We start from the raw sequence: 25,847 nt of genomic DNA, 5'->3' as shown, positions 1-25,847 counted from the left end.
TCAGTCACCTGCCTGGACGAGGCCGCCGCGGCGGCGCATGAGCAGCCCGGTGAAGAGCATGGCCAGGGCGAAGAGGACGAGGGCGGTGGCGCAGGCCGCTCCGTAGTCGAAGCGCTGGAAGCCGAGGTTGTAGACGAGCTGCGGCAGGGTCAGCGTGGACTTGTCCGGATAGCCCGGCTCGAACTGCTGGCCGGAGCCGCCGATGACACCGGAGGCGACCTTCCCGGCCACCAGGGGCTGGGTGTAGTACTGCATCGCCTGGATGATCCCGGTGACGACGGCGAACATCACGATCGGCGAGATGTTCGGCAGCGTCACGAAGCGGAAGCGCTGGAGGGCGGAGGCCCCGTCGAGCTCGGCGGCCTCGTACTGCTCCTTCGGCACGTCGAGCAGCGCGGCCATGAAGATGACCATGAGGTCGCCGACCCCCCACACCGCGAGCATGGTCAGCGCGGGCTTGGACCAGGCCGCGTCGTTGAACCAGGCGGGCGCGGGGACGCCGAGCCCCTCCAGGACCGAGTTCACCGGCCCGGTGCCCGGGTTGAGCAGGAAGACGAAGGCGAGCGTCGCCGCGACCGGCGGGGCCAGGTACGGCAGGTAGAACAGGGTGCGGAAGAGGCCGGCGCCCGTCTTGATCTTCGTGATGAGCAGTCCGACGCCCAGTCCGAAGGCCACCCGGCAGGCAGTCATCACCACGACCAGCCACAGGGTGTTGCGCAGCGCGGGCCAGAACATCGGGTAGTCCTGGAAGACGTACGTCCAGTTGGCCAGGCCGTTGAAGGACGGCGGCTGGAAGCCGTCGTAGTGCATGAAGGAGAAGTAGACGGTCGAGACCATCGGGTACGCGAAGAACACGCCGAACCCGATGAGCCACGGTGACAGGAACGCGGCCGTGCGCAGCGCCGAGCGACGGCGCTTCGAACGGAGGGTGGGAGCACTCATCCGCGGTTACTTCGCCTTGGCGACGTCGGTGTCGATCTGCTGGGCGGTCTTCGCCAGACCGGCCTTGAGGTCGGACACCTCGCCCTTCTCGTACTGCAGGGCGAAGTCCTGGATCGTGTTGAGGTAGGTGGCGCCGTTGACCGCGCCCGCCGGGGTGTTGGACTTCGGGTGCTGGGCGATGTCGAGGAAGGTCCGGAAGCGCGGGTCGAACTTCAGGTCCGGCGACTTCAGGGCGTCGAAGGTGGACGGCACGTTGCGGATGCCGTTGGCGAAGGCGACGACGGCATCCGTGTCGGTGGTCATGAACTTGACCAGCTCCCAGGCGGCGTTCTGCTTCTTGCTCTGCGGCGCGATGCCCATGATCGTGCCGGACAGGAAGCCCTTGCCGTATTCCGCCGCGCGGTCGTCCGGGACGGGCATCGGGGCGACCCCGATGTCGAACGGCACCTTGGCGTCGGTGGCCATGCCGAGGCGCCACTCGCCGTCGAGCTGCATGGCGACCTGGCCGGTGTGGAAGGGGTGCTTGGCGCCCCACTCGTCGCCGAAGGCGGTGCGGTACTTCTCCAGCTTCGCGTAGCCGCCGAGCTCGTCGACCATCTTCTTCTGCGTCGTCATCATCTCGGCGACCGCCGGGTCGGAGGCGACGGTGGACCTGCCGGCGGCGTCGAAGTACGTGGGGCCCCAACTGCCCAGGTAGTGCTCGGTGGTGGTCTCGTAGCCGTGGTAGTTCGGCATGAAGCCGAGCTGCTCGTAGCCGTCGCCCTTGGCCTTGGTGAGCTTCTTCGCGTAGGCGAGCAGCTCGGAGTACGTCTTCGGGGGCTTGGCGGGGTCGAGGCCGGCCGCCTTGAAGGCGTCCTTGTTGTAGTAGAGGCCGTAGGCGTCGGTGAGCAGCGGCATGGCGCACCGCCTGCCCTCGAACTGGGTGTAGTCGAGCAGCGTCTTCGGGATGATCTTCTCGAGGTCGAGCTTCGACTTCTCGACGAAGGGCTTCAGATCGGCGAAGGCCCCGGAGGAACAGAACTTGCCGACGTTGGAGGTGGTGAACGACGAGACCACGTCGGGGCCCTTCGAACCGCCGGTGCGCAGCGCCTGGTTGAGCTTGTCGTCGTTGATGTTGCCGACGACGTCCACCTTGATGTTGGGGTGGGCCTGCTCGAAGCGCTTGATGTTGTCGTTGATGGCCTTCACCTCGGACTCGGCGGACCAGCCGTGCCAGAAGGTGATCGTGGTCCTGGCGTCGGGGTCGTCGGTGGCGCCGCTGCCCGACTGGCCGGTGCAGGCCGAGGCGAAGAGCGTTATGGACGCGGTGGCGGCGAGTGCGGCGGCGGCGCGCCGGCGGGGGCGAGCGGGCATGACGGGTTCTCCCTGGAACGGAGGGCCGGGACGGGGGCGGTCGAGGAGAGAGAGCTTCGGGGGCGGGCGTGGTCGGGCGCGGCTTACCGGGAGGTGTCGAAGACCTCGTCGCGCGTGGCGGCGAGCGCCGATTCGAGGGCGCCGCGCAGGACCGGCTGCCGGTCGACCTCGGCGAGGACGAGCCGCGGCCGGGAGGCGGCGAGATCGGCGAGCTGGGCCTGGACGCGGGCGCGCAGCGGCTCGCCGCCGGGGCTGACGGCCGCGCCGGACATGACGATCAGCTCGGGGTCGAGCACGGCGACCAGGGCGGCGAGTCCGGTCGCGAGCCGCTCGGCGTAGACGTCGAGGAGCCGGCCGTACCGCTCGTCCTCACCGTGGAGTCCGGCGGCGCGGGCGAGCAGTCCGGCCGCGGTCTCCACGTACGGCTGCTCACGGGTGTCGATTCCGACGGCCTTGGCGATCCGGGGTACGGACTGGACGCCGGCGAGTTCCTGGAAGCCGCCGGAGTTGGCCTTGGCGACCTGCCGGACGAGCGGGGTGCCGGGCACCGGCAGGAAGCCGACCTCGCCGGCGCCGCCGGTGAAGCCGCGGTGCAGCCGGCCGCCGAGGACGAGGGCGGCGCCGATGCCCTCCTCGTTCCACAGCAGCACGAAGTCCTCGTGGCCGCGTGCGGCACCGAGCCGCTGCTCGGCGATGGCGACGAGGTTGACGTCGTTCTCGTACTCGAACGGCATGGGCAGGGCGACGGCCAGCTCCTCCAGGAGGGTGGGGGAGTGCCAGCCGGGCAGGTGGGAGGCGTAGCGCAGCCGCCCGGTGGCCGGGTCGAAGGCACCGGGCGTGCCGATGACGACGCGGTGTACGTCCCCGAGGGCCAGCCCGGCGTCCTTGGCGGCCCCGCCGAGGGCGTCGACGACCTGGCGCACCACGTCGTCGGCGCCGCGTCCGGGCGTCGGCACCTGGAACTCCCCGACGACCTCGCCGGTGATGTCGGCGACCGCCGCGTGCACGCGCTCGGGACTGACGTCGAGCCCGGCCGCGTGGGCGGCCCGCGGATTCACCCCGTAGAGCTGCGCGTTGGGCCCCGGCCGTCCTTCGGTGGTGCCGGTGACCACGACGAGCCCGGCGGCCTCGAGCCGTGCGAGCAGCTGCGAGGCGGTCGGCTTGGACAACCCGGTCAGCTTGCCGATCCGGGTCCGTGACAAGGGTCCGTGCGCGAGCAGCAGATCGAGCGCGGCACGGTCGTTCATGGCGCGCAGCACGCGCGGGGTGCCGGGAGTACCCGGGGTCGTACCGGCCAAGACGCTCCACCTGCCTGGGGTGCACTGTTAGGAAAGTTTCCTATTGGGTTGGGAGGAAGGTAAGGCGGAGGTCAGCAGGGCGTCAATACCCCGAACACGGCGACTGCTTCGCGCGCACACCCCGAACGGGGGCCGGATCCCGGCAATCCGGCGGAGACAGCGGTGGCGCCCCGCCGTCATGGGCGGGGCGCCACCTTCGCGTGCGCGATGCGCGCTACTTGTTCGCTACTTGTTGAGGTCAGGCCTCGGGAGCGGGGTCGCCGCGGCCGACTGAGGGGAGGCCGGGGAGGCGAAGGCCGACGGGGCGGCCATGCCGGCCGTCGGGTCGGCGGGGGCGGACTCCTCCGCCTGGGCCGGGATGCCGCCGACGATGCGGATGCCCGCCGCGTCCAGGGCGCGCTTGATGCGCCAGCGGAGCTCGCGCTCCACGCCCAGCTTCTTGCCGGGCATCGTCTTCGCCGAGACGCGGACCGTCATCGAGTCGAGCAGCACCTCGGTCAGACCGAGGATCTCGACCGGGCCCCAGAGGCGCTCGTTCCAGGGCTCCTCCTTCGACATCGTCTCGGCCACCTCGCTGATCACCTCGCGCACCCGGTCCAGGTCCTCCGTCGGGCGGACCGTCACGTCGACCGCGGCCGTCGCCCAGCCCTGGCTGAGGTTGCCGATGCGCTTGATCTCGCCGTTGCGGACGTACCAGATCTCGCCGTCCACGCCGCGCAGCTTCGTCACCCGCAGGCCCACCTCGATGACCTCGCCGGACGCGACGCCCGCGTCGACCGAGTCACCGACGCCGTACTGGTCCTCCAGGATCATGAAGACGCCCGAGAGGAAGTCCGTGACGAGGTTGCGGGCGCCGAAACCGATCGCGACACCGGCCACACCCGCCGAGGCGAGCAGCGGCGCCAGGTCGATCTTGAAGGCGCCCAGGATCATCAGGCCGGCCGTGCCAAGGATCAGGAACGAGGCGACCGACCGCAGCACCGAGCCGATCGCCTCCGAGCGCTGCCGGCGCCGCTCGGCGTTGACCAGGAGGCCGCCCAGGGCCGTCCCCTCCACCGCCTGTGCCGACCGGTTCATCCGCTCTATCAGCTTCGTCAGCGCCTTGCGGACCAGCATCCGCAGGGTCAGCGCCACGACCAGGATCAGCAGGATCTGCAGACCGGTGTTCAGCCAGGTGGACCAGTTCTGCTCCACCCAGCCCGCGGCGTTCGTCGCCTTCTCCGCCGCCTCGTCCAGCGTCACCGGGACGGCTTGGGGATCGTCGGTCGGCGGGGCGGACCAGAGCACGGGGGGACCTCCAGGCAGGCGTTCGCAATCCATCCACACTAACGGGGGACAGGGCGTGCCCCCGTCGTCGTGTGCACACGTGTGCACCAGGAAAGACGGTCCACCGCCGGGGAAGACTCCCGTACGCCCGCCGATGTGGTCGAGAACACCCCAGGGCCGTTACCTCCATGTGGTGGCGCTCCGACCAGGCATGAGGGGAGACTGGTTGCAGTTTCGTCCCGGCGCGAGCCACGCGCCGCCGGCGTCATAGGAGGCATCCGTGCCGCATGTCCTGGTCCTCAACGCGTCGTACGAGCCGCTCGGCGTCGTACCGCTCCGCCGCGCGCTCGTCCTCGTCCTGGAGAACAAGGCACTCTGCCTCGAGGAGTCCGGCGCCTTCCTGCACAGCGAGAGCCGTGCCATCGCCGCGCCCAGTGTGGTGCGGCTCAAACGGTTCGTGCGGGTCCCCTACCGGGGGCCCGTTCCCTTGACCCGCAGAGCCCTCTTCGCCCGCGACGGCGGGCGCTGCGTGTACTGCGGTGGCGTCGCAACCAGCGTCGACCACGTCATTCCGCGCAGCCGCGGGGGGACGCACGCCTGGGAGAACGTCGTGGCGGCCTGCCGCCGCTGCAACCACGTGAAGGCCGACCGGCACCTGCGGGAGCTGGGCTGGCGGCTGCGCCACCAACCCGCGCCGCCGACGGGCCTCGCCTGGCGGATCATCGGGACCGGCCATCGGGACCCACGCTGGCTGCCGTACCTCCAGCCGTACGGCGCGGACGACGTCATGGCCCGGATCGACGCCGTCGGCAGCACTCCTCAGGAGGTGCTGACGACGGGTTGAGCCGGGCCTTTCGCGTACCCGGCCGCCTCGGGGCTCGCCCGGCGGATCGGGGACCGGGCAGGCTCCCCCCGGCAGGCCTCACGTCGGGCGGCCTGCGGGGGCCTGCGGGCGGGGCTACCGGGAGCCGGGCGTCGACGCGTCCGGCTCCCTCCGGTCCGTGTCCTGCTGTGCGTCCTCGGACCCGGCGTCCGCCGTGCCCGCCACGGCGTAGGTCTCCACCGACCACAGCGAGTAGCCGTACTCCGTCGCCCGCGCGTCGCCCTGCACCCGCAGGAAGCGGGTGTCCGCCGCGTCCATCCGGACCGACTCGCGCCCGCCCCGGCCGTCGCGCACCGTGGCGGCCGTGCGCCAGGTGCGGCCGTCGGCGGAGACCTGGATGCGGTAGCGGGAGGCGTAGGCGTCCTGCCAGTGCAGCACCACCCGGCCTATCCGGGCCGGCTCCGCCAGCTCCAGCTGCCACCAGGCCCCGTCCTCGGCCGGCGAGGACCAGCGGGTGGCCGGGTCGCCGTCCAGCGCGAGCGCGGCGGGGAAGTCGGGCGTCTCGTCGCCCGAGGATGAGGCAGTGGCCGTACGGGCCAGGTCCGGCCCCGCCGTGCGCGGGAAGGCCCGCACCGTCAGGACCCGCTCCTCGCCCGCGAACGACACCGGCACGGCGTACGAGCCGGCCGGCACGTCCGGCGCCACCGACACCTCCAGCGGGACCGTGGTCCGGGTGCCCCGCGGCACCACGGCCTCCTTCGGCAGCCGCACCGCGATCCCCTTGGGCGCCCGCGCGGTCAGCGCCCCGCGTACCGCGGCCGCCCGCCGGCCCTCCAGGGTCACGTCCACCCGCTGGGCGGGGCCGCCGATCTCCGCGTCGGTCTCGGCGCGGGCCAGTTCCAGCCCGGCGTGCGGCTCGTCCGCGAACCACGGCACCAGGGACCGCACCCGGGGCGGCTCGCCGCCGCCGGTCCACACGATCCGCAGCGCCTCCGCCCGCAGGCCCTTCAGATCCGCCTGCGTCCAGCCCGAGGCGGCCAGCGGGCCGATCCGCCGCCAGCCCTCGCCCGGCACGTACGCCTCCAGGAAGCCGGACGGGAAACCGTCGGAGCCGCCCGGGCCGCCCGGGCCGTCGGCCGGCTCGGTCATCACCGTCAGGGTCTCCACCGGCCGCGAGCGGTCGAGCCGGACGGTGTACGTGCCCCGCGCCGCGTCCACGTCCAGGCCCTCGTCCGGCTTCGCGTCCGCGCCCCGGCCTGGCCCGCGCTGCTGTGCCCGGTCGGCGCCCGTCCAGGCCGCCGACTCCGACACCGCCCGTGCGAGGAAGCCGTCGAGGACGCCCTTGCCGACCGTCACACCGGCCGGCCGCAGCTCCGCGCGCCGCCGCTCCAGGTCGAGCTGGGCCCGCCAGGCCGCCGCGCCGTCGCCGCGCGCCTGGGCGAGCAGCATGTCGACGGCCGTCTCGCCCGCCGCGCCGTACCGCGCGAGCCGGTCGAGCCACGGCCCGGCCTCGTGCCCCAGCGTGCCGTCCGCGGTGCCCTTCAGGCGCGCGGGCGCCTCGCGCATCACCGTGAACGCGTCCCGCAGCTCGCGCGCCGCCTTCTCCCGTGCGACCGGGTCGGCCTTGGCGCGGCTCGCCCAGAAGGCGGCGGCGAGCGGCTTCAGATAGGCGGACTCGCCGTCCGGGTCGAGGAGCGAGGAGGCGTCGTTCCCGGCGAGCGCCCGCAGCGCCTCGCGGGCGGCCGGGTCGGGGCCCGCGAGCTCGTCGACGGCGGCCCGCCAGGACTCCTGCGGCCGGTAGCCCTTCGGGTTCCAGGCGAAGTCGGCGGCGGTGAACAGCGGTACCCGGGAGGCGGCGGCCTGCTCCATCGCGTTGGCCAGGAAGCCGGCGGACCCGGCGGCCACGGCCGGTTCGCGGCCGGTCGACGGGCCGAGGAACAGCCGGTCCTGCGCGTAGTCGTTGACCGGATAGTTGTCCATGGTGAGCAGCGGGTGGCGCAGCGCGTCGCGCGCACCGGCCAGTTCGCGCCCGGTGATGGTGCGCGGAACCGCCCCGACACCGGTCCAGGCGACCTCCACGCGCGCGTCGAGGGCGCCGGCGAGGGCGGTGCGGTAGTCGGTGGCGCCGTCCTGGTAGTACTCGGTCGGCATCAGCGACAGCGGGGCCGCGCCCGGGTACCGCTCCACCAGGTGCGCGGCGACGGCGTTCGCCACGCGCGCGTGGGCGCGGGCGGCGGCTCCGGGACCGCTCCCGAAGGCGTCGCTGTCGTCGGAGCAGTGCCACTCGCTGTAGCTGACGTCCTGGAACTGCAGCTGGAAGGCACGCACCCCGAGCGCCCACATGGAGTCGATCTTCCTGGTGAGCGCCCTGACGTCCGCGTCCGACGACAGGCACATCGCCTGGGCGGGCGCCACGGCCCAGGCGAGCGTGACGTGGTTGGCGGCGGCCCGGGCGGACAGCTCGCGGAACGCGGCCCGCTCGGCGGCCGGGTAGGGCTCGCGCCACAGCGCCCGGCGGTAGGGGTCGTCGCCCGGCGCGTACAGATAGCGGTTCTGCTTGGTGCGGCCCATGAAGTCGATCTGGGCGAGCCGCTCGGCGGGCGACCAGGGGCGGCCGTAGAAGCCCTCGGTCAGTCCGCGCACGGCGCCGGCCGGCCAGTCGCGGACGACGACGCCCGGCACCTTCCCGGTGGTGCCGACGAGTTGACGGAGCGTCTGGACGGCGTGGAAGAGGCCGTCGTCGCCCGCGCCGTCGAGGACGACGGTGTCCCGGCCCTGGAGCCGGCCGGTCGCGAGCCGGTAGCCGCCGTCGGGCAGGTCGCCGCGCTCGGGCACCCTCAGGGCGCGCAGCGCCGTCTCGGTCTCCAGGCTGTCGCCGACCCTGAGGACCGGGCCGCGGCCGGGCAGCGCCTCGTGCACGGTGCGCACCCCGGCCGCCCGGAGGAGCGTGCGCAGGGCGGTCACGGCGTACGGGTCGGCCTCGGGCGCGGTGAGCAGGGTCACCTCTGCGCCGAGCGGTACGGACTCGCCCGCGGCGGTCAGGGACTGGGGGCGCGGCCAGACCGGAGGGACGGCGGCGGGCTGCCGGTCGGGCGTGGCGACGGGGGAGACGGGGGCGGCCTGGGCGACGCCCGGCACGGCGCCGCCGAGGAGTCCGCCGATGACGGCCGCGGCCACGGCCGTCGCCGTCCGCTTCCTGCGTCCGACGTGCACGCGGGACTCCTCTCCGCCCTTCGGCCGTGGTGACCCGGTGGTCACGACGGCCTGCCGGTCACGACGGTCCGGTGGTCACGACGACCGGCCGGCCGCACGACCCGTTGGTCACGATTGGATGACGAGCCCACCACCCGGGCCGACGGGGTGTCAATGCGAGTGGTCGAACTGTCTGCTTTGCCCGGTGGCGTTTCGGCGAGGTGGCGCGCTTTCGCCGAATTCCGCCGGTAAAACGGGGATCCGTGGGTAGGGCTCCTCGTGCTGTCCCACCTGTCGAGACGAACCGGGAGATCCCGTGACCGCGACCGACCCCACCCGCAAACGGATACGGATTCCGCGGCAGGGCCCGCCGCTCACCAGCGAGCCGCCCCTCGCCGACGCCGCGCCGCTCACCAGCGAACCGCCCCTCATCGAGGCGGCTCCCCTGACCAGTGAACCCACCGCCCGCGCCACCGCGGGCGGTTCGGAGTCCCCCGGAGTGTGACGTGACCCTGGCCCGTCTCGCCGCCCTGCACGGCGTCGCCACCGAGTACGCCCCGTCCGAGGGCGTCACGGTCACCGTGCCCGAGGCCACCGTGGTGGCCGTGCTGCGCGCCCTGGACGTCGACGCGTCCACCCCGGAGGCGCTGGCCGCGGCGCTCGAAACGGCGGAGCGGGCGGACCGGGAGCGGCTGCTTCCGCCCACGGTGGTGCTGTGGCGGGACCAGGGCGACGCGGCGGGGCCGCCACGGCCGCCGCGCGGGCTGCCCGCCGGGACCCGGTTCACGGTCACCACCGAGACCGGACGGGCCGTCACCGGCCCCGACTGGGGCGGTCTGCCGCTCGGCGTGCACCGGCTCGTCGCCCTCGCTCCCGACGGGCGCCGCTCCGCCAGCACCCTGATCGTGGCCCCCGCGCGCGTGCCGGGTCCCGACGGGCGGGCCTTCGGCCTGCTGGTCCAGCTCTACTCGCTGCTGTCCGGCCGTTCCTGGGGCATGGGCGACCTCGGTGACCTGCGGGAGCTCGCCGACTGGGCGGGCCGTACGCACGGCGCGGGTTTCGTCCAGGTCAACCCCCTGCACGCGGCCGTGCCCGGGGCGCCCACCGACCCTTCCCCGTACCGCCCGTCCTCGCGCCGCTTCCCCGACCCGGTGCATCTGCGGATCGAGGACGTGCCGGAGTTCGGGTACGTCGACCCGGGCCGCCGCGAGGAGCTCGAGCTGGTCCTCGCCGACGCCGCCGAGCTGCGCGAACAGGTGCTCGGCAAGGGCGCCCTGATCGACCGGGACGCGGTGTGGGAGGTCAAGCGGCGCGCCCTGGAGCTGGTGCACACCGTGGAGCTCGGACCGGGCCGCCGGGCCGACTACCGCGACTTCCTGGCCGAGCGCGGCCGGGCCCTGGAGGACCACGCGACCTACCAGGCGCTCGCCGAGCGGCACGGCCACCACTGGCGCCACTGGCCGGAGGGGCTGCGCGACCCGCGCTCGGCCGCGGCGGCGGTCCGGGCCGACGCCGGGCTCGCCGCCCGGGTCGACTTCCACTGCCGGCTCGCCTGGCTGACGGACCGGCAGCTCGCCGACGCGGCGCTCACCGCCCGCCGGGCCGGGATGGCGGTCGGCATCGTGCACGACCTGGCCGTGGGCGTGCACCCGGACGGTTCGGACGCCTGGGCGCAGCAGCACGTCTTCGCCGCGGGCATGTCGGTCGGCGCGCCGCCCGACGCGTTCAACTCCCGCGGCCAGGACTGGGGCCTGCCGCCCTGGCGCCCCGACAGGCTCGCGGCGGAGGGCTACGCGCCGTACCGCGGTCTGCTGCGCGAACTGCTGCGGCACGCGGGCGCGCTGCGGATCGACCACGTGATGGGCCTGTTCCGGCTGTGGTGGGTTCCCGAGGGCGGCGAGCCGACCGAGGGCACCTACGTCCGCTACGACTCCGAGGCGATGCTCGCCGTGCTCGTCCTGGAGGCCCACCGGGCCGGCGCGGCGGTGGTCGGCGAGGACCTGGGGACCGTCGAGCCGGGCGTGCGGGAGGCGCTGGCGCGGCGCGGGGTGCTCGGCACCTCCGTGCTGTGGTTCGAGCGGGACTGGGCCGGCGGCGGCCGTCCGCTGGCCCCGGAGGAGTGGCGGGCCGACTGCGTGGCCACCGCCACCACCCACGACCTGCCGTCGACCGCGGCCCGGCTGTCCGGCGACCACGTGACGCTGCGCCACCGGCTCGGGCTGCTCGCCGGCGACCTGGAGCGGGAGCGGAGCCGGGACACGGCGGAGACCGCCGAGTGGCTGGGCCTGCTCCAGCGGCTCGGACTGCTGCCGGAGGGGCCGGGCGACGAGCCGGCCGAGATCCGGGCCTTCCACCGCTTCCTGGTGGCCACGCCGGCCCGGATGGTCGGGGTGTGGCTGCCGGACGCGGTCGGGGACCGCAGACCGCAGAACCTGCCGGGCACCTGGGACCAGTACCCCAACTGGCGGCTGCCCGTGGCGGGCCCCGACGGGCAGCCCGTGTCCCTGGAGCGGCTGGCCGCCTCGGCCCGCGCGCACGACCTGCTGCGGGTGCTCGCGGAGCGGGTCGGGGCCCGTACGGCACCCCCGGGCGCGCGGCCCGTTTAGGTGTTCGCTACTTTTGCACCGTGGACAAGAAGAACGCCCTGCGCGCCGGCGCCGTCGCGGCCGGTACGACGCTGATGATGCTGCTCATGTCGTCCCCCGCGCTCGCGCTGACCCGCGACGACGGTGACGACCCGGCCCCCAAGCTGGAGGTCGTCGAGACCCTCGGTCTGTTCGTGGCTCTCCCGCTCGCGCTGTTCCTGGTCATCGCCGGCCTGGTGATGGTGCTCGACAGGTCCAAGGACCGCGTCAAGAAGGCGTAGGTCTCCACTCGGCTTCCCCCGAGGGCTCCGCGCGGTGTGCAGTCACCGCGCGGCGCCCTCGTGCGTCTCCGGCCGGCCCGGCAGCACGCCGTCGTGGCGGGCCGGCCGGCCCCGTGTCACGCCGTCGTGGCGAGGAGCTTGCGCAGCAGGCCGGACAGCTGCTCCGCCTCCTCCGGAGTGAGCGCCGCCTCCAGTGCCGCGCGCTGCTGGGCGAGTCCGGCGCCGACGGCCTGGTCGACCAGCTCCCGGCCCTCCTCGGTGAGGGTGACGCGCAGGCCGCGCCGGTCGTTCGGGTCGGGGCTGCGGGTGAGCAGCCCGGCCCGCTCCAGCTTGTCGAGCCGGCCCGTCATGCCGCCGGTCGTGATCATCAGCGTGGCGGTCAGCTCGCGCGGTGAGAGGGTGTACGGCTCGCCCGAGCGCCGCAGCGTCGCGAGCACGTCGAACTCGCCGAGCGACATCCCTCCGTACGGCGCGTAGGCCTTGTCCACCTTGCCGCGCATGGCGGCCGAGAGCCGGTAGATCCGGCCGAACACCATCATCGGCAGGGTGTCCAGGTCGGGCCGTACCCGGGCCCACTGGTCGGCGATGGCGTCGACGGCGTCGTGGTTGTCCATGCGCCCAGTTTCCCTCCCCAGTGAGTAACTCGCAAGGAAGCCACTTGCGAATAAGTAGCTTAGTGCTAAGTTAATTACTGCCAAGCCAGTTCGGGCGCCGCGCCCGGTCCGTCAAGCGCAGGGGGGAACCGTCATGTCCCGCAAGGCCGCCACCATCGCCCTCACCGCCCTCGCCCCGATCTCCTGGGGCACGACCTACTACGTCACCACCGAGTTCCTGCCGCCCGACCGGCCCCTCTTCACCGGTCTGATGCGGGCCCTGCCCGCCGGGCTCCTGCTCCTGGCCCTCACCCGCAAGCTCCCGCAGGGCCCCTGGTGGTGGAAGTCGGCGGTCCTCGGCGGCCTCAACATCGGAGCCTTCTTCCCACTGCTCTTCCTGGCCGCCTACCGTCTGCCCGGCGGTGTCGCCGCCGTCGTCGGCTCGGTCGGCCCGCTCTTCGTCGTCGGACTCGCCGCCCTCTTCCTCGGCGACAAGCCCACCGTGAAGTCCCTGCTCACCGCCATCGCCGCCGCCTTCGGCGTCAGCCTCGTCGTCCTCAAGGCGAACGCGGCGCTCGACACGCTCGGCGTGGTCGCCGGACTGCTCTCCGCCCTGTCGATGTCGGCGGGCACCGTCTTCACCAAGCGCTGGGGCCGCCCCGAGGGCGTCGGCGCCCTCGCGCTCACCGGCTGGCAGCTCACCGCGGGCGGTCTGATCATCCTGCCCCTCGCCCTGCTGCTCGAAGGCGCCCCGCCCGCGCTCACCGGCGGCAACCTGGCCGGCTACGCCTACCTCGCCTTCGGCAACACCGCGGTCTCGTACTTCCTCTGGTTCCGCGGCATCGAGCGGCTCAGCGCCTCCTCGGTCACCCTGCTCGGCCCGCTCTCGCCGATCACCGCCGCCGTCGTCGGCTGGGCCGTGCTCGGCCAGGCACTCGGCCCCGTCCAGCTCCTCGGCATGGTGGTCGCCTTCGGTGCCACGCTGGCCGGCCAGCTGAACCCGCGGCCGAAGAAGCCCGCAGCTCCTCAGGCCGAATCGTTCAGTGAAACTGAAAAGAACGCTCAGGAAGTTTCGATGGACCTGGAGGTTTCGGCGGTGCGACGTTAGGCCCCATGAGTCTGATCGCCGCCCGACACCCGACCGCCACTCCCACCACCGCCACCACCGAGAGGCCGGCGCCCGCGAGGAAGCTCGCACGGGGCGCCGGCCTCGGCGTGCTGCTCGCGCTGCTCGCCACCGTCGTCTGGTCCGGCAGCTTCGTCGCCACCCGCGGCATGGCCGACTCGGTCCCGCCCGTCCAGGCCGTCTTCTGGCGCTGGATCATCGCCCTCGTCGCCGTGGCCCCGTTCGCCGCCCGCCCGTTCTGGCGGCAGCGGAGACTGATCCGCCGTCACCTCGGCTTCCTGGCGCTCGCCTCGCTGCTCGGCGTCGCCCTCTACAACACCCTGGTCCACCAGGCGGGGCTGACCACCTCCGCCGGCAACATGGGCATGATCATGGCCGCCTCGCCGGTCGTCATGGCGGTGTTCGCACGCCTCGGCGGCGAACGGCTCGGCCCCCGCCGCGTCCTCGGGATGCTGGCCGCCGCCCTCGGCGTGCTCCTGCTCGTCGGCAAGGGCTCGCTCACCCTCCACCTCGCCGCCGGTGACCTGTGGATGTTCGCCGCGGCCCTGTCCTTCGCCTCGTACAGCGCCCTGCTCAAGCGCAGGCCCGCCGAGATCGGCGGACTCGCCTTCCTCTTCGCGACCTTCGTCCTCGGCGCGCTGATGCTCGCGCCCGCCTACGCGGTGTCCGTCACCGTCCAGGGCGGCTTCCCGGCCACCACCGCCACAGCCGGACCGCTGCTCTACGTCGGCGTCATGTCCTCCGCCGTCGCCTTCTTCGCCTGGAACAAGGCCATCACCCTCATCGGCGCGGCCCGCGCCGGTGTCGTCTACTACCTCCAGCCCGTGTGCGTCGCCCTGCTGTCGTACGCCCTCCTCGGCGAGGAACCGGGAGTCCGGGGCGCGGCCTGCATGGTGCTGATCCTGGGCGGAGTCGCCCTGTCCGGCGCGTCGCGCACCCGGGCGTGAGCGGGCGCGCACCCCGTCGACGCACCCCGGTAGGTTGCGCTCCATGACCGAGTGGGACATCAGGAAGCTCCGGATCCTCCGTGCCCTGCGGGACCGCGGGACCGTCACCGCGGCCGCGGAGGCGCTGCTCATGACCCCTTCGGCCGTCTCGCAGCAGCTCACCAACCTGTCCCGGCAGCTCGGCGTGAAGCTCCTCGAGGCGCACGGGCGCCGGGTCCGGCTCACCGATGCCGCCCACCTCGTGCTGCGGCACGCCGAGGCGGTCTTCGCCCAACTGGAGCGGGCCGAGGCCGAACTCGACGGCTATCTGCGGGGCGAGGCGGGCCGCGTGCGGGTCGCCGCGTTCTCCACCGCCGTGCCCGCGCTCGTCGTCCCCGCCGTCCAGGCCCTGCGCCCCGGCCATCCCGGACTCGACGTCCGGATCCGGGAGGCCGAGGCGGCGGAGGCGTACGAACTGCTCACCGCCGGCGAGGTCGACCTCGCGCTCTCGCTCGCCGCCCACGCGCCCACGGCCCGCGACCCCAGGTTCAGCCGGGTGCCGCTGCTGGCCGACCCGCTGGACGTCGCCCTGCCCGCCGGGCATCCGCTCGCCGGTGCCCCGGGCCTGCGGCTCGCCGACCTCTCCGCCGAGGCCTGGATCTTCGGCGGCTCCGGGCCCTGGTCGGAGATCACCACCGCCGCCTGCGAGGCCGCCGGCTTCGTGCCCGAGCAGGCGCACAGCGCGGCCGGCTGGACCGCGATCCTCGCCATGGTGGAGGCCGGGATGGGCGTCGCCCTCGTACCCCGGATGGCCGCGGCCGAGCGGCGCACGGGAGCGGGCTCGGGGGTCGTCATGCGGGTGCTCTCCGCCGACCAGCCGCGCCGCCACGTCGTCGCGGCGGTACGGCGCGGGGCGGAGGAGGGCCCGGCCGTGGCGAAGGTCCTTTCCGCCCTGCGGCAGGCCGCCGCGCAGCGCGAGACCGTTCAGCACAGCTGAAAAACATCATCGAAAACATTCGATGGACCTGCCCGGCGCGGCGGCGGCACAGTCGAGGGCATGAGCCTCGACGCGAACGACCCGGACCCGCACGCCAACGACGCCGCCCCCTACGCCGGAGGCGACCCGTACGCCGACTACCGCGCCGGTGACTTCCCCTTCACCGAGCTCGTCGACCTCGCCGACCGGCGCCTCGGCGCCGGAGTGGTCGCCGCCGCCGACGAGTTCTTCGCCGAGCGCGAGAACCTGCTCGTCCGCGAGCGCGCCGTCTTCGATCCCGAGCACTTCGGCCACAAGGGCAAGGTCATGGACGGCTGGGAGACCCGGCGCCGCCGCGGCGCCGACGCCGGCCACCCGTTCCCCGCGCCCGAGGAGCACGACTGGGCGGTCGTCCGCCTCGGAGCCCCCGGCGTCATCCGGGGGATCGTCGTCGACACCGCCCACTTCCGCGGCAACTACCCCCAGCGCGTCAGCATCCAGGCCGCGGCCGTGGAGGGCTCACCGAGCCCCGAGGAGCTCCTCGACGCGAAGTGGGAGGAGCTCGTCCCGCCCACCCCCGTCCGCGGCCACGCCGCCAACGGCTTCACCGTCGACGCCGAGCGGCGCTACACCCACCTCCGGCTCTGCCAGCACCCCGACGGCGGCATCGCCCGCCTCCGGGTGCACGGCGAGGTGGTCCCCGACCCCGAGTGGCTGGACGTCCTCGGCACCATCGACCTGATCGCCGTGGTCAACGGCGGCGTGTACGAGGACGCGTCCGACCGCTTCTACTCCTCGCCCACCCAGATCATCCTGCCCGGCACCTCCCGCAAGATGGACGACGGCTGGGAGAACCGCCGCCGCAGGGTCCGCGGCACCCACGACTGGGTGCGCTTCCGGCTCGCCGCCCAGGGCGCCGTCCGCGCGGTCGAGATCGACACCGCGTACCTCAAGGGCAACAGCGCGGGGTGGATCGCGCTCCAGGGCCGCAACGGCGAGCACGGCGAATGGTTCGAGATCATCCCCCGCACCCGCCTCCAGCCCGACACCCTGCACCGCTTCCGCCTCCCGGCGCGCGCCGTCGTCACCCACGTCCGGCTCGACGCGTTCCCCGACGGCGGCGTCGCCCGGATGCGGCTGCACGGCAGCCTCACCGAGACGGGAGCGGCCGGACTGCGGGCCCGGTACGCGCGGCTGACCGGCTGACGGACCGCCTGGCAGGTCCACGGCAAGTGATCATTAGGCTCTCCGCTCATGAGACTTCTCCAGAGGGCGATGGCCGCGCTCGCGCTGCTCGTCTCCGCGGTCCTCACGACCGCGGGGCCGGCCGCCGCCGACACCGTCGACCCCGCCACGGCACCGTCGGTGCGCGTCATCTCGTACAACGTCTGCGGTGCCTCCACCTGCCAGAGCACGCTGGACCTGCCCACCTGGACCGCCAAGATCAAGGCGCAGACCCTCGCCTGGGACGCCGACGCCCTGATGCTCCAGGAACTCTGCTTCACCCAGTGGACGTCGGTGCGCGACGCGCTGGCCGACGCCGGCTACACCGCCGTCTGGGGCTTCGCCACGAAGACCCCCGGCTGCGCCCACTGGGGCGGCACCGACAACGGCTTCGGCCTCGGCGTCTTCGTCAAGACCGCCGCGGTCGACCGCTACACGGCCAACCTGACCACCCCCGGCACCGAGCCCCGTCCGGTGCTCTGCGCCCGGGGCCCGATCGACGGCCGGACCACCCTCGTCTGCAACGTCCACCTCGACCAGAAGATCACCCCCGACAACGGCTCGGCCGAGGCCCTGGCCCACGCGGACACCTGGGCGGCCGGAGCTCCCGTGATCTTCGGCGGCGACTTCAACGCCGGTACGGACGCCACGTACGACCCGATGCTCGACCCGGTCCGCCAGGGCCTGCCCGGCACCGGGCCGTTCGGCGAGGCCGACGAGAACGACTGGGACTACTTCACCCAGCCCTGCAAGGACGCACTGGTCACCACGTGCCACTCGGGCGAGCCCACCGTGGCCTCCGGCAAGAAGTTCGACCACGTCTTCCTGAGCACCCGCGACTTCCACACCCTCCGCGCCGACGCCCTCGAACCCGAGCCCGAGGGCACCGCCGCGCTCTCCGACCACAAGCTGCTGCGCGCCGCCGCCCACCCGAAGCTCGCGCCCGGCGACCTCACCGGCGACGGCCGCCCCGACTTCCTCGCCGTCAAGGACGACGGCAGCCTGCGCCTGTACCCCGGCACCGGTGGCGGTGCCCTCGGCGCCATGCGCCAGATCGGCACCGGCGGCTGGGCCGGCTCCGTCGTCAGCCACCGCGGCGACTGGACCGGCGACGGACGCGAGGACGTCGTCGCCCGCATCGGCGACGAGCTGTGGGTCTACCCGAACACGGGCAACGGCGAGCTCGGCGCCCGCCTCGCCATGGGCGGCCGCCCCACCGGCTGGTCGAACGGCGGCGCCACCCCGCTGGCCGCCGGCGACGTGGACGGCGACGGCCTGCCCGACGTCCTCGCCCGCAGCACCACCGGCCTCTGGCTGCACCGCGGCGGCCAGGCCGTCGACGGCAGGCCCACCTTCGCCGCCAAGGCCGCGCTGAACATCGGCGGCCCCGAATGGGCCGGCTACGACGTGATCCTGCCCGGCGACGTCACCGGCGACGGCAAGGCCGACGTCTGGGGCCGCGACCGCGCCACCGGCGACCTCAAGCAGTACGCGAGCCAGGGCGCGACCGCCCTCGCCGCCCCCGTCGCCCTCACCGGCGGCCCCTGGACCACCGCCGACCGGCGGCTCGCCGTCTCGGCCGGCGACGTGACCGGCGACGGTCTGCCGGACCTGTGGACCACCCGTACCGCCGGCACCGCGGAGAACCTGGAGTTCCTCCCGGGCACGGCGACCGGCCTCGGCACCCCGACGACCATCGGGACCGGCGGCTGGCAGTGGCTCACCTGGCTCGGCTGACCCGCTGAACGGGGAAGGGCCCCGGACCGAAACCGGTCCGGGGCCCTTCCGTTCAGGCGAGCCGTCAGACCGCGGACGCGTCCGCCGCCTGCGCCTTCAGGGCGCGCTCGACGCCCGCACGGCACTCCGTCACCAGACGCCGCAGCGCCGGGGCCGGGGCGTTCGCCGCGATCCAGGCGTCCGTGGCGTCCAGGGTCTCCTGCGAGACCTGGAGCGTCGGGTAGAGGCCCACCACGATCTGCTGGACGATCTCGTGGCTGCGGGTCTCGGAGATGCCCTTGATCGAGGCGAAGTACTTCTCCGTGTACGGGGCGATCAGCTCACGCTGGTCGGTCTGCACGAAGCCCCCGATCACGGCTTCCTGCACCGCGTTCGCCAGCTTGTCGGACTCGACGACCGACGCCCACGCCTCGGCCTTGGCGGCCTCGGTCGGACGGGCCGCACGGGCCGTGGCCGCGTGGCGCTCGCCCGCCGCCGTCCTGTCCCGCTCCAGCTCCGCCGCGATCTCCGGCTCGTCGAAACGGCCGGTCGCCGCGAGCCGCTGCACGAACGCCCAGCGCAGCTCGGTGTCGACGGCCAGGCCGTCGATGACCTCGCTGCCGTCGAGCAGCGCCGCGAGCAGGTCGAGCTCCGCGTCCTCACGGGCGGTCGCCGCGAAGGCCCGCGCCCACGCCAGCTGGTGGTCGCTGCCCGGGGCCGCCGCGCGCAGCTGCTCCTGCGCGGCCGCACCCCAGCGGGCCAGGCCCTCGGCGCGCCACGCGGGCGCCGCGTACAGGTCGAGGGCCGCCTTGACCTGGCCCTGGAGCGACTGGACCACGCCGATGTCGCTCTCCTTGGCGATGCCCGAGAGCACCAGGTCCAGGTAGGCGCGGGTGGCCAGCTCGCCGTCCCGGGTCATGTCCCAGGCCGAGGCCCAGCACAGCGCCCGCGGCAGCGAGTCGGTGAAGTCGCCGAGGTGCGAGGTGACGTTCCTCAGGGACACCTCGTCGAGACGGACCTTCGCGTACGACAGGTCGTCGTCGTTGAGCAGCACCACGGCCGGGCGCTGCTTGCCCGCGAGCTGCGGGACGGCCGTCAGCTCGGCCGCCTCGATGTCCAGCTCCAGACGCTCGGTGCGCACCAGCTTGCCGGCCGCGTCCAGGTCGTAGAAGCCGATCGCGATCCGGTGCGGGCGCAGCACGGCCTCGCCCTTGGCGCCGGCCGGCAGCGCCGGGGCCTCCTGGCGGACGGCGAAGGAGGTGATGGCGCCGTTCTCGTCGGTCGCGATCTCGGGCCGCAGGATGTTGATGCCCGCGGTCTCGAGCCACGCCTTCGACCAGGCCTTCAGGTCGCGCCCGGAGGTCTCCTCGAGCGCGCCGAGCAGGTCGGTGAGGCGGGTGTTGCCGAAGGCGTGGCGCTTGAAGTACGCCTGCACGCCCTGGAAGAACTCGTCCTGGCCGACGTACGCCACCAGCTGCTTCAGGACGGAGGCGCCCTTGGCGTAGGTGATGCCGTCGAAGTTGACGAGCACGTCCTCCAGGTCGTTGATCTCCGCCATGATCGGGTGCGTCGACGGCAGCTGGTCCTGGCGGTAGGCCCAGGTCTTCTCCGCGTTGGCGAAGGTGGTCCAGGCGTTCGGCCAGCGGGTGCCCTTGACGGCGGCCTGGCAGGCGACCGAGGTGTAGGTGGCGAACGACTCGTTCAGCCACAGGTCGTTCCACCACTCCATGGTGACGAGGTCGCCGAACCACATGTGGGCGAGCTCGTGCAGGATGGTCTCGGCCCGGCGCTCGTACGCCGCGTCCGTCACCTTCGAGCGGAACACGTACTGGTCGCGGATGGTGACCGCGCCCGCGTTCTCCATCGCGCCCGCGTTGAACTCCGGCACGAACAGCTGGTCGTACTTGGCGAACGGGTAGGCGTAGTCGAACTTCTCCTGGAACCAGCCGAAGCCCTGACGGGTGACGTCGAAGATGTGCTCCGCGTCGAGGAACTCGGCCAGCGACGGGCGGCAGTAGATGCCGAGCGGCACGACCTGGCCGCCCGGCCCCTCGTACGAGGAGTGCACCGAGTGGTACGGGCCCACGATCAGCGCCGTGATGTACGTGGAGATGCGCGGCGTCGGCTCGAAGGCCCACACGCCGTCCTTCGGCTCGGGCGTGGGGGAGTTGGAGATGACGCTCCAGCCCTCCGGCGCCTTCACGGTGAACTGGAAGGTCGCCTTCAGGTCGGGCTGCTCGAAGGAGGCGAACACCCGGCGGGCGTCCGGCACCTCGAACTGCGTGTACAGGTAGGCCTGGCCGTCGACCGGGTCGACGAAGCGGTGCAGGCCTTCACCCGTGTTGGTGTACGCGCAGTCGGCGACGACCTTCAGCTCGTTGCGGCCCTCCTGCAGCTGCGGCAGCGTGATCCGGGAGTCCCGGAAGACGGCGGACGCGTCGAGGGCGTGCCCGTTGAGCACCACCTCGTGCACGGTGGGGGCGACCAGATCGATGAAGGTCTCGGCACCGGCCTCGGCGGAATCGAAGCGGACGGTGGTGACGGACCGGTAGGTGCCGCCCTCCTGCGCACCGGTGAGGTCGAGTTCGACCTCGTACGCGTCCACGGACAGCAGCTTCGCCCGCTGCTGCGCCTCTTCACGGGTCAGGTTTGTGCCAGGCACCCGGTCAACTCCTCGGTTTCGTGACGTTTGGCTCATCCTTCCACGGGGTGTGCGGACGGCGCACGGTCCATTTCCCAGGGCGAACAAGCGGAGGGCGGCCACCCGTGGGGGTGGCCGCCCTCGATGCGTACGTCCGGGTGTCAGCCCTTCAGCTCAGCGGCGACGAGCTCGGCGATCTGCACGGCGTTCAGAGCGGCGCCCTTGCGGAGGTTGTCGTTGGACAGGAAGAGCGCGAGGCCGTTCTCGACGGTCTCGTCGACACGGATGCGGCCCACGTAGGAGGCGTCCTTGCCGGCGGCCTGGAGCGGGGTCGGGATCTCGGAGAGCTCGACGCCCTCGGCGTCCGCGAGGAGCTCGTAGGCCCGCTCGACGCTGATGGGGCGCGCGAAGCGGGCGTTGACCTGGAGCGAGTGGCCGGAGTAGACCGGGACGCGCACGCAGGTGCCGGAGACCTTGAGGTCCGGGATCTCCAGGATCTTGCGGGACTCGTTGCGGAGCTTCTGCTCCTCGTCGGTCTCGAAGGAGCCGTCGTCGACGAGCGAGCCGGCCAGCGGCAGCACGTTGAAGGCGATCGGGCGCTTGTAGACGCCGGGCTCGGGGAAGTCGACGGCCCCGCCGTCGTGGGTGAGCGCGGTGGCGCCCTCGGCGACGGCCTTGACCTGGCCGTCGAGCTCGGCGACGCCGGCCAGGCCGGAGCCGGACACGGCCTGATAGGTGGTGGCGACCAGGGCGGTCAGGCCGGCCTCCTGGTGGAGCGGCTTGAGCACCGGCATGGCGGCCATGGTGGTGCAGTTCGGGTTGGCGATGATCCCCTTGGGGCGGTCCTTGACCGCGTGCGGGTTGACCTCGGACACCACCAGCGGGACCTCGGGGTCGCGGCGCCAGGCGGAGGAGTTGTCGATCACCACGGCGCCCTGCGAGGCGACCTTCTCGGCGAGGGCCTTGGAGGTGGTGCCGCCGGCCGAGAACAGGACGATGTCCAGGCCGGTGTAGTCGGCGGTGGAGGCGTCCTCGACGGTGACGCCGTCCAGGACCGTGCCGGCGGAGCGGGACGAGGCGAAGAGGCGCAGCTCGTCCACCGGGAAGTTCCGCTCGGCCAGAATCTTGCGCATGACTGTGCCGACCTGACCGGTGGCTCCGACGATTCCGACCTTCACGGGGGTCCTCCGAATGTGTGTGCAGGGTGGTGCCGCATCCATCATGCGTGTGGCCCGGGGCGCCTTGTCCAATTCATTGTCCAAGGGACGGGACGGCTCCGGCAGGTCCTAAGACGCCAAAGGGGGCGGACACCGTTCCGGTGCCCGCCCCCGGCACTCCCATGCGGGAGTGTGACCCTCGTTACGGCGTGGCTACGGCGTGACCTTCTCGATCACGACGCTGCCGGTGCCCGCGGCGGTGCCGCGCGCGTTCAGCAGCTGGACCTCGCCGAAGAACTGCCGGCCCTCGGGCGCGGCGGCGTTCACCACGACCTCGGCGGCGACCTCGGCGGTGCCGCCGTTGGCCAGCTGGACCTGCTTCGACTCGTCGACCTTCACGGAGCCGAGCGCGGACGAGTAGTACACGTCCTTGTAGTCGTAGCTGGTGCCGCCGGCCGCCTGGACGGAGTAGCCGTCGATGATGACGGTGTAGGTGCCCGCGGCGGGCTTGATCAGCGTGACGGTCTCCTCGGAGTCGCCGTCGGCGGACTGGCCGACCTGCGTGTTGCCGAGCTTGACCGTGAGGTCGAGGTCGGCGGCCAGGTCGGAGGTGTTGCCGATGGCGATGTCCAGGCGCTCGACGCCCTCACCGATGGTGACGGTCTTGATCTGCTGCTCGTGGTGCTGGATGGTCGCCTTCTCGGACTTCTGCGAGCCGAGCGGGCCGCCCTTCAGGCGTCCGTCGAGCGCGGCGAAGCCGTTGGAGACCTTCCACTGCACGGCGGCCGGAGTGCCGATCTTCGCCTCGGCGACGGTCTGGACCGCCGGGTCGAAGTCGGCGCCGAGGACGGACACGTTCAGGGTGAACGGGTTGTCCAGGTCCGGCGAGGTGCGGCGGGACTCGACGATGATCTCCCAGACGCCCGGGATCGGGTTCGCGTAGGAGCGCACGTCCGGGCGGCAGGTGTTCGCCGGGTTGTAGTGCGGGTAGCACTGGTTGGTCGCGTTGTCCTCGAGGGCCACGCCGTACGGGTGCTGGGTGATGAACCGGGTCTGGCTCTTCTCCTTCAGCCCGCCGATCGCGACCTCGAGGGTCTTGGCGCCCTTCGGCACGGTGACGAAGTACGACTTGTGGCTGTTGCGCTGCACGGAGCCGGAGGCGGTGAAGCCGTAGCCCGGCGCGACCAGGTCGGCGGAGACGACCGAGGTGGCGAGGATCTGCTTGTCGACGCCCTCGGTGCGCTCGTCGTCGGCCTCCAGGATGACGCTGTGGACGCCGGCCGTCTTCGGGCGGGCCTCCAGCTTGACGGTGACCGGCTTGTTCAGCGGCAGGTCGATCTCGTCGTCGCCCAGGATGCGGAAGGTGCCGTCGTTGTACTTGAGGTCCAGCTCGTGCTCGATGACACGGTCCGGGCCGCTCGTACGCGTGACGGTGACGTCGTAGACCTTCTTCTGGCCGACCTTGAGGCCGCCCTCACGGTCGTACACACCGCTGCCGGTGTGCGGGGCCGGGAAGATCACGGTGTCGACCGGGGCCTCGACCTTGTAGTCGTGCGCCTTGGCGCCGTCCTTGATCGACTCCCAGGCCTCCTCGATGTCGATGAGGCCGGCGCCCTGCGCGTGGGCCGCGACACCGGAGATCCGCTTCGCGGTCGAGGTGAGCGCGGTGCGCAGGGTGTTCGGGGAGAGCGCGATGTGCTTCTGCTTGGCCGCGGAGATCAGCAGCGCGCTCGCGCCCGCCGCCTGCGGCGAGGACATCGAGGTGCCGTTGAGCATGCCGTAGCCGGCGGGCAGCGTGTAACCGGCCTCGGCGACACCCGCGCCGGCCTGCCAGGTCGGGATGGTGTTCACGGCCGAGCCGGGGGCGGTGATGGTCGGGGTGAAGCCGCCGTCCTCACGCGGGCCGCGCGAGGAGAAGGGGAACATGGCGTACTTCTTCTCGACGGCGGAGCCGTAGTTCGCGGCCCAGGTCTCCTTGGAGACGGCCGCGCCGACCGAGAGGACCTTGTCGGCCAGGCCGGGGTCGCCGATCGTGTTGATGCCGGGGCCCTCGTTGCCGGCCGAGATGACCAGCTGCACGCCGTACTCGTCGATGAGACGGGTGTAGAGGCGGGCGCGGACGTTGTCGCCGTCGTTCTGCAGCGGCAGGCCGCCGATGGACATGTTGACGATGTCGACGCCACGGTTGGCGACGAGGTCGATCATGCCCTCGGTGAGCGCGGTGTTGGTGCAGCCGCCGGTCCAGGTGCAGGCGCGGGAGGAGACGATCTTCGCGCCGGGCGCGGCGCCGTTCATCTTCCCGCCGAACAGGCCGTTGGCCGCGGTGATGCCGGCGACGTGGGTGCCGTGCGAGGACTCGACGAGGCCGACGTTCACGAAGTCGGCCTTCTTGCCGACCCAGGTGCCGCCCAACGGGTCCATCGGCACGTCCTTGCGGATCTGCACGACGAACGGGGTCTTCTCGACGACCTCGGTGGCCGGGTTGTCGGTGCCGAAGTAGCCGACCTGGTTGCCGTCCTTGTACGGCTTCATCGGAGCGTTGTCCGTGAAGTCGCCGTTCTGGTCGGAGTCCACCCGGACGGTGCCGGCGGCGGCGTCGTAGAGCAGGCCGAAGACGTCGGTGGTGTCGCCGTCCCGGTTGATGTCGCCCTTCGGGTCGCCGCCCGCGGTCACCGACTCGCGGAAGACGCTGAAGCTGTAGCTGCCCTCGGGGGACTTCCAGCTCTGGCTGCCGGCGGTGAAGACGGGGCCCGTGACCGGGGTGATCTGGGCGCGCCAGGTGCCGTCGCTCTCGGTGAGCGGGTCGGTGGCGGTGACCCAGTCGACGATCTTGCGCTCGCCGGTGGTGGTCTTCTGCAGGGCCGGGTGGCCGAGGTCGACGCCGGAGTCGAGGACGCCGATGGTCACGCCGCGGCCGTCGGCCTTCGGGTGCTCCTTGACGAAGTCGACCGCACCCGTCTCGTGGGACGGGTTGTAGGGGTTCTTCGCCGGGGTGTTCTTGCCGGGGGCCGGGTACGTCTGCGTGACGGTGGTGCCGTCGACGGCGCCCGTGGTGCCCGCGTCCGGGGTCGGGTCGTCGAGCTCGATCTCCGCCTGGAGGTCGATCGACTGGACCGAGGAGAGCTTGGTGGCGGCCTTGATGGCGGCATCGGCCTTGCCGGTCGGCAGGGTGGCGCGGACGTAGCCGAGCTTGTCGTCCTGCTTGCCGACGGAGGCGCCGGGCACGGCGTCGAGCTGGCCCGCGACCTGCTCGGTGGCGCCGGGCGCGGTGGCGACCAGGACCGTGACGTTCGGCTTGTTCGCGGCCTCGGCCTCGGAGAGGCGCTGGGCGTCGGTGGTGCCGAGCTTGTCGTTCTCGTCGGCGGGCTTGGCCGTGTTGGCCGGGGTGGTCGTGGCAGCCGGGTCGTCGACGGCCAGAACCGGGGCGGCACCGGCCGCGACCAGCGCGGTCACGAGTCCGGCGGCGGCGGCGATACGGGCCGCACGTCTGGTCCCGGTGGTCGAGCGCCCGGGTATGGAGCTCTGGGTTTCGGGGGTGGTCATTTACATCCCTGTTGTGAAAGAAGAGGGTCCGGATTTCGGTACCGGATGACCGCTCAGCCTTTCGCAAGAGGCAGGGTTTTGGGGAGAGTTACCGGGTCGCGGAATGCGCGCATGGCGCACATCCGCCACTGCGGACCGTGCGCCATGAGGGACGAATCGCCCCTAACGGGGGCGTTGCGACGGGGGATTCGGCCGAATCCCTTGG

General features: G+C 72.7%; 18 protein-coding genes. 9 read left to right on the top strand and 9 right to left on the bottom strand.

Going from position 1 to position 25,847, the window contains the following annotated elements:
• The 4 genes from ACFY8W_RS29205 to ACFY8W_RS29190 all read right to left on the bottom strand — a co-directional run bounded on the left by ACFY8W_RS29205 (position 1) and on the right by ACFY8W_RS29190 (position 4,913).
• Entirely contained in the window at positions 1 to 942 is a 942-nt protein-coding gene (locus tag ACFY8W_RS29205) for an ABC transporter permease subunit (RefSeq protein WP_391111440.1), read from the bottom strand.
• Between the two features lie 6 nt (positions 943 to 948).
• The gene (locus ACFY8W_RS29200) at positions 949 to 2,295 is read right to left on the bottom strand and encodes an extracellular solute-binding protein (RefSeq protein ID WP_391111438.1); all 1,347 of its coding nucleotides are present in this window, start codon (positions 2,293 to 2,295) and stop codon (positions 949 to 951) included.
• Positions 2,296 to 2,378: 83 nt separating this feature from the next.
• Entirely contained in the window at positions 2,379 to 3,593 is a 1,215-nt protein-coding gene (locus tag ACFY8W_RS29195) for an ROK family protein (protein ID WP_391111435.1), read from the bottom strand.
• A 225-nt stretch (positions 3,594 to 3,818) separates the two neighbouring features.
• Positions 3,819 to 4,913, bottom strand: coding sequence for a mechanosensitive ion channel domain-containing protein (locus ACFY8W_RS29190; protein WP_391111432.1), 1,095 nt, complete (start codon positions 4,911 to 4,913; stop codon positions 3,819 to 3,821).
• Positions 4,914 to 5,139: 226 nt separating this feature from the next.
• On the opposite strand from ACFY8W_RS29190, the gene ACFY8W_RS29185 reads away from it, so the two are divergent.
• Positions 5,140 to 5,703, top strand: coding sequence for an HNH endonuclease (locus tag ACFY8W_RS29185; RefSeq protein ID WP_391111430.1), 564 nt, complete (start codon positions 5,140 to 5,142; stop codon positions 5,701 to 5,703).
• 114 nt (positions 5,704 to 5,817) lie between these two features.
• Here the strand turns inward: ACFY8W_RS29185 and ACFY8W_RS29180 are convergent, their stop codons facing one another.
• The gene (locus tag ACFY8W_RS29180) at positions 5,818 to 8,895 is read right to left on the bottom strand and encodes a beta-N-acetylglucosaminidase domain-containing protein (RefSeq protein ID WP_391111426.1); all 3,078 of its coding nucleotides are present in this window, start codon (positions 8,893 to 8,895) and stop codon (positions 5,818 to 5,820) included.
• A gap of 295 nt (positions 8,896 to 9,190) precedes the next feature.
• Here ACFY8W_RS29180 and ACFY8W_RS29175 point away from each other — a divergent pair, with 295 nt between their 5' ends.
• From ACFY8W_RS29175 to ACFY8W_RS29165, 3 genes are read left to right on the top strand one after another with little or no spacing between them, the layout of a single operon-like run.
• A complete protein-coding gene (locus ACFY8W_RS29175) occupies positions 9,191 to 9,379 on the top strand; it encodes a hypothetical protein (RefSeq protein WP_391111424.1) in 189 nt (62 codons plus the stop codon).
• 1 nt (position 9,380) lies between these two features.
• Positions 9,381 to 11,480, top strand: a complete 2,100-nt coding sequence (gene malQ, locus ACFY8W_RS29170; protein ID WP_391111421.1) for a 4-alpha-glucanotransferase — start codon at positions 9,381 to 9,383, stop codon at positions 11,478 to 11,480.
• Between the two features lie 20 nt (positions 11,481 to 11,500).
• Entirely contained in the window at positions 11,501 to 11,740 is a 240-nt protein-coding gene (locus ACFY8W_RS29165; RefSeq protein ID WP_391111418.1) for a hypothetical protein, read from the top strand.
• A gap of 116 nt (positions 11,741 to 11,856) precedes the next feature.
• Here the strand turns inward: ACFY8W_RS29165 and ACFY8W_RS29160 are convergent, their stop codons facing one another.
• Entirely contained in the window at positions 11,857 to 12,354 is a 498-nt protein-coding gene (locus ACFY8W_RS29160; RefSeq protein ID WP_391111415.1) for a MarR family transcriptional regulator, read from the bottom strand.
• 133 nt (positions 12,355 to 12,487) lie between these two features.
• On the opposite strand from ACFY8W_RS29160, the gene ACFY8W_RS29155 reads away from it, so the two are divergent.
• Genes ACFY8W_RS29155 through ACFY8W_RS29135 form a run of 5 tightly spaced genes read left to right on the top strand, consistent with a single transcriptional unit; the run spans position 12,488 to position 18,322 of the window.
• Entirely contained in the window at positions 12,488 to 13,441 is a 954-nt protein-coding gene (locus tag ACFY8W_RS29155) for an EamA family transporter (protein ID WP_391111412.1), read from the top strand.
• Between the two features lie 5 nt (positions 13,442 to 13,446).
• Positions 13,447 to 14,406: an EamA family transporter gene (locus ACFY8W_RS29150; protein WP_391111410.1), complete on the top strand. Its 960-nt coding sequence runs from the start codon at positions 13,447 to 13,449 to the stop codon at positions 14,404 to 14,406.
• Positions 14,407 to 14,449: 43 nt separating this feature from the next.
• A complete protein-coding gene (locus tag ACFY8W_RS29145) occupies positions 14,450 to 15,382 on the top strand; it encodes a LysR substrate-binding domain-containing protein (RefSeq protein WP_391111407.1) in 933 nt (310 codons plus the stop codon).
• Between the two features lie 60 nt (positions 15,383 to 15,442).
• Positions 15,443 to 16,567, top strand: coding sequence for an allantoicase (gene alc, locus ACFY8W_RS29140; RefSeq protein WP_391111404.1), 1,125 nt, complete (start codon positions 15,443 to 15,445; stop codon positions 16,565 to 16,567).
• 48 nt (positions 16,568 to 16,615) lie between these two features.
• Positions 16,616 to 18,322: an FG-GAP-like repeat-containing protein gene (locus ACFY8W_RS29135; RefSeq protein WP_391111401.1), complete on the top strand. Its 1,707-nt coding sequence runs from the start codon at positions 16,616 to 16,618 to the stop codon at positions 18,320 to 18,322.
• 64 nt (positions 18,323 to 18,386) lie between these two features.
• Here ACFY8W_RS29135 and pepN read toward each other — a convergent pair whose 3' ends face one another.
• The 3 genes from pepN to ACFY8W_RS29120 all read right to left on the bottom strand — a co-directional run bounded on the left by pepN (position 18,387) and on the right by ACFY8W_RS29120 (position 25,642).
• Positions 18,387 to 20,963, bottom strand: a complete 2,577-nt coding sequence (gene pepN / locus ACFY8W_RS29130; protein WP_391111398.1) for an aminopeptidase N — start codon at positions 20,961 to 20,963, stop codon at positions 18,387 to 18,389.
• A 140-nt stretch (positions 20,964 to 21,103) separates the two neighbouring features.
• Positions 21,104 to 22,120 (bottom strand): aspartate-semialdehyde dehydrogenase, encoded by a 1,017-nt coding sequence (locus tag ACFY8W_RS29125; RefSeq protein WP_391111395.1) that lies wholly within the window; start codon positions 22,118 to 22,120, stop codon positions 21,104 to 21,106.
• 192 nt (positions 22,121 to 22,312) lie between these two features.
• Entirely contained in the window at positions 22,313 to 25,642 is a 3,330-nt protein-coding gene (locus ACFY8W_RS29120; RefSeq protein WP_391111392.1) for a S8 family serine peptidase, read from the bottom strand.
• Positions 25,643 to 25,847 lie beyond the last annotated feature (205 nt).

The sequence above is a fragment of the Streptomyces sp. NPDC012637 genome (assembly GCF_042954805.1).
Classification (GTDB): Bacteria; Actinomycetota; Actinomycetes; order Streptomycetales; family Streptomycetaceae; genus Streptomyces.
This window is presented reverse-complemented; position numbering and strand designations above follow the sequence as displayed.

Coding starts and splice junctions, on each gene's coding strand:
- ACFY8W_RS29205 (WP_391111440.1), bottom strand. CDS start 942: ATGAGTGCTCCCACCCTCCGTTCGAAGCGCCGTCGCTCGGCGCTGCGC.
- ACFY8W_RS29200 (WP_391111438.1), bottom strand. CDS start 2,295: ATGCCCGCTCGCCCCCGCCGGCGCGCCGCCGCCGCACTCGCCGCCACC.
- ACFY8W_RS29190 (WP_391111432.1), bottom strand. CDS start 4,913: ATGGATTGCGAACGCCTGCCTGGAGGTCCCCCCGTGCTCTGGTCCGCC.
- ACFY8W_RS29160 (WP_391111415.1), bottom strand. CDS start 12,354: ATGGACAACCACGACGCCGTCGACGCCATCGCCGACCAGTGGGCCCGG.
- ACFY8W_RS29155 (WP_391111412.1), top strand. CDS start 12,488: ATGTCCCGCAAGGCCGCCACCATCGCCCTCACCGCCCTCGCCCCGATC.
- ACFY8W_RS29150 (WP_391111410.1), top strand. CDS start 13,447: ATGAGTCTGATCGCCGCCCGACACCCGACCGCCACTCCCACCACCGCC.
- ACFY8W_RS29145 (WP_391111407.1), top strand. CDS start 14,450: ATGACCGAGTGGGACATCAGGAAGCTCCGGATCCTCCGTGCCCTGCGG.
- alc (WP_391111404.1), top strand. CDS start 15,443: ATGAGCCTCGACGCGAACGACCCGGACCCGCACGCCAACGACGCCGCC.
- ACFY8W_RS29135 (WP_391111401.1), top strand. CDS start 16,616: ATGAGACTTCTCCAGAGGGCGATGGCCGCGCTCGCGCTGCTCGTCTCC.
- ACFY8W_RS29120 (WP_391111392.1), bottom strand. CDS start 25,642: ATGACCACCCCCGAAACCCAGAGCTCCATACCCGGGCGCTCGACCACC.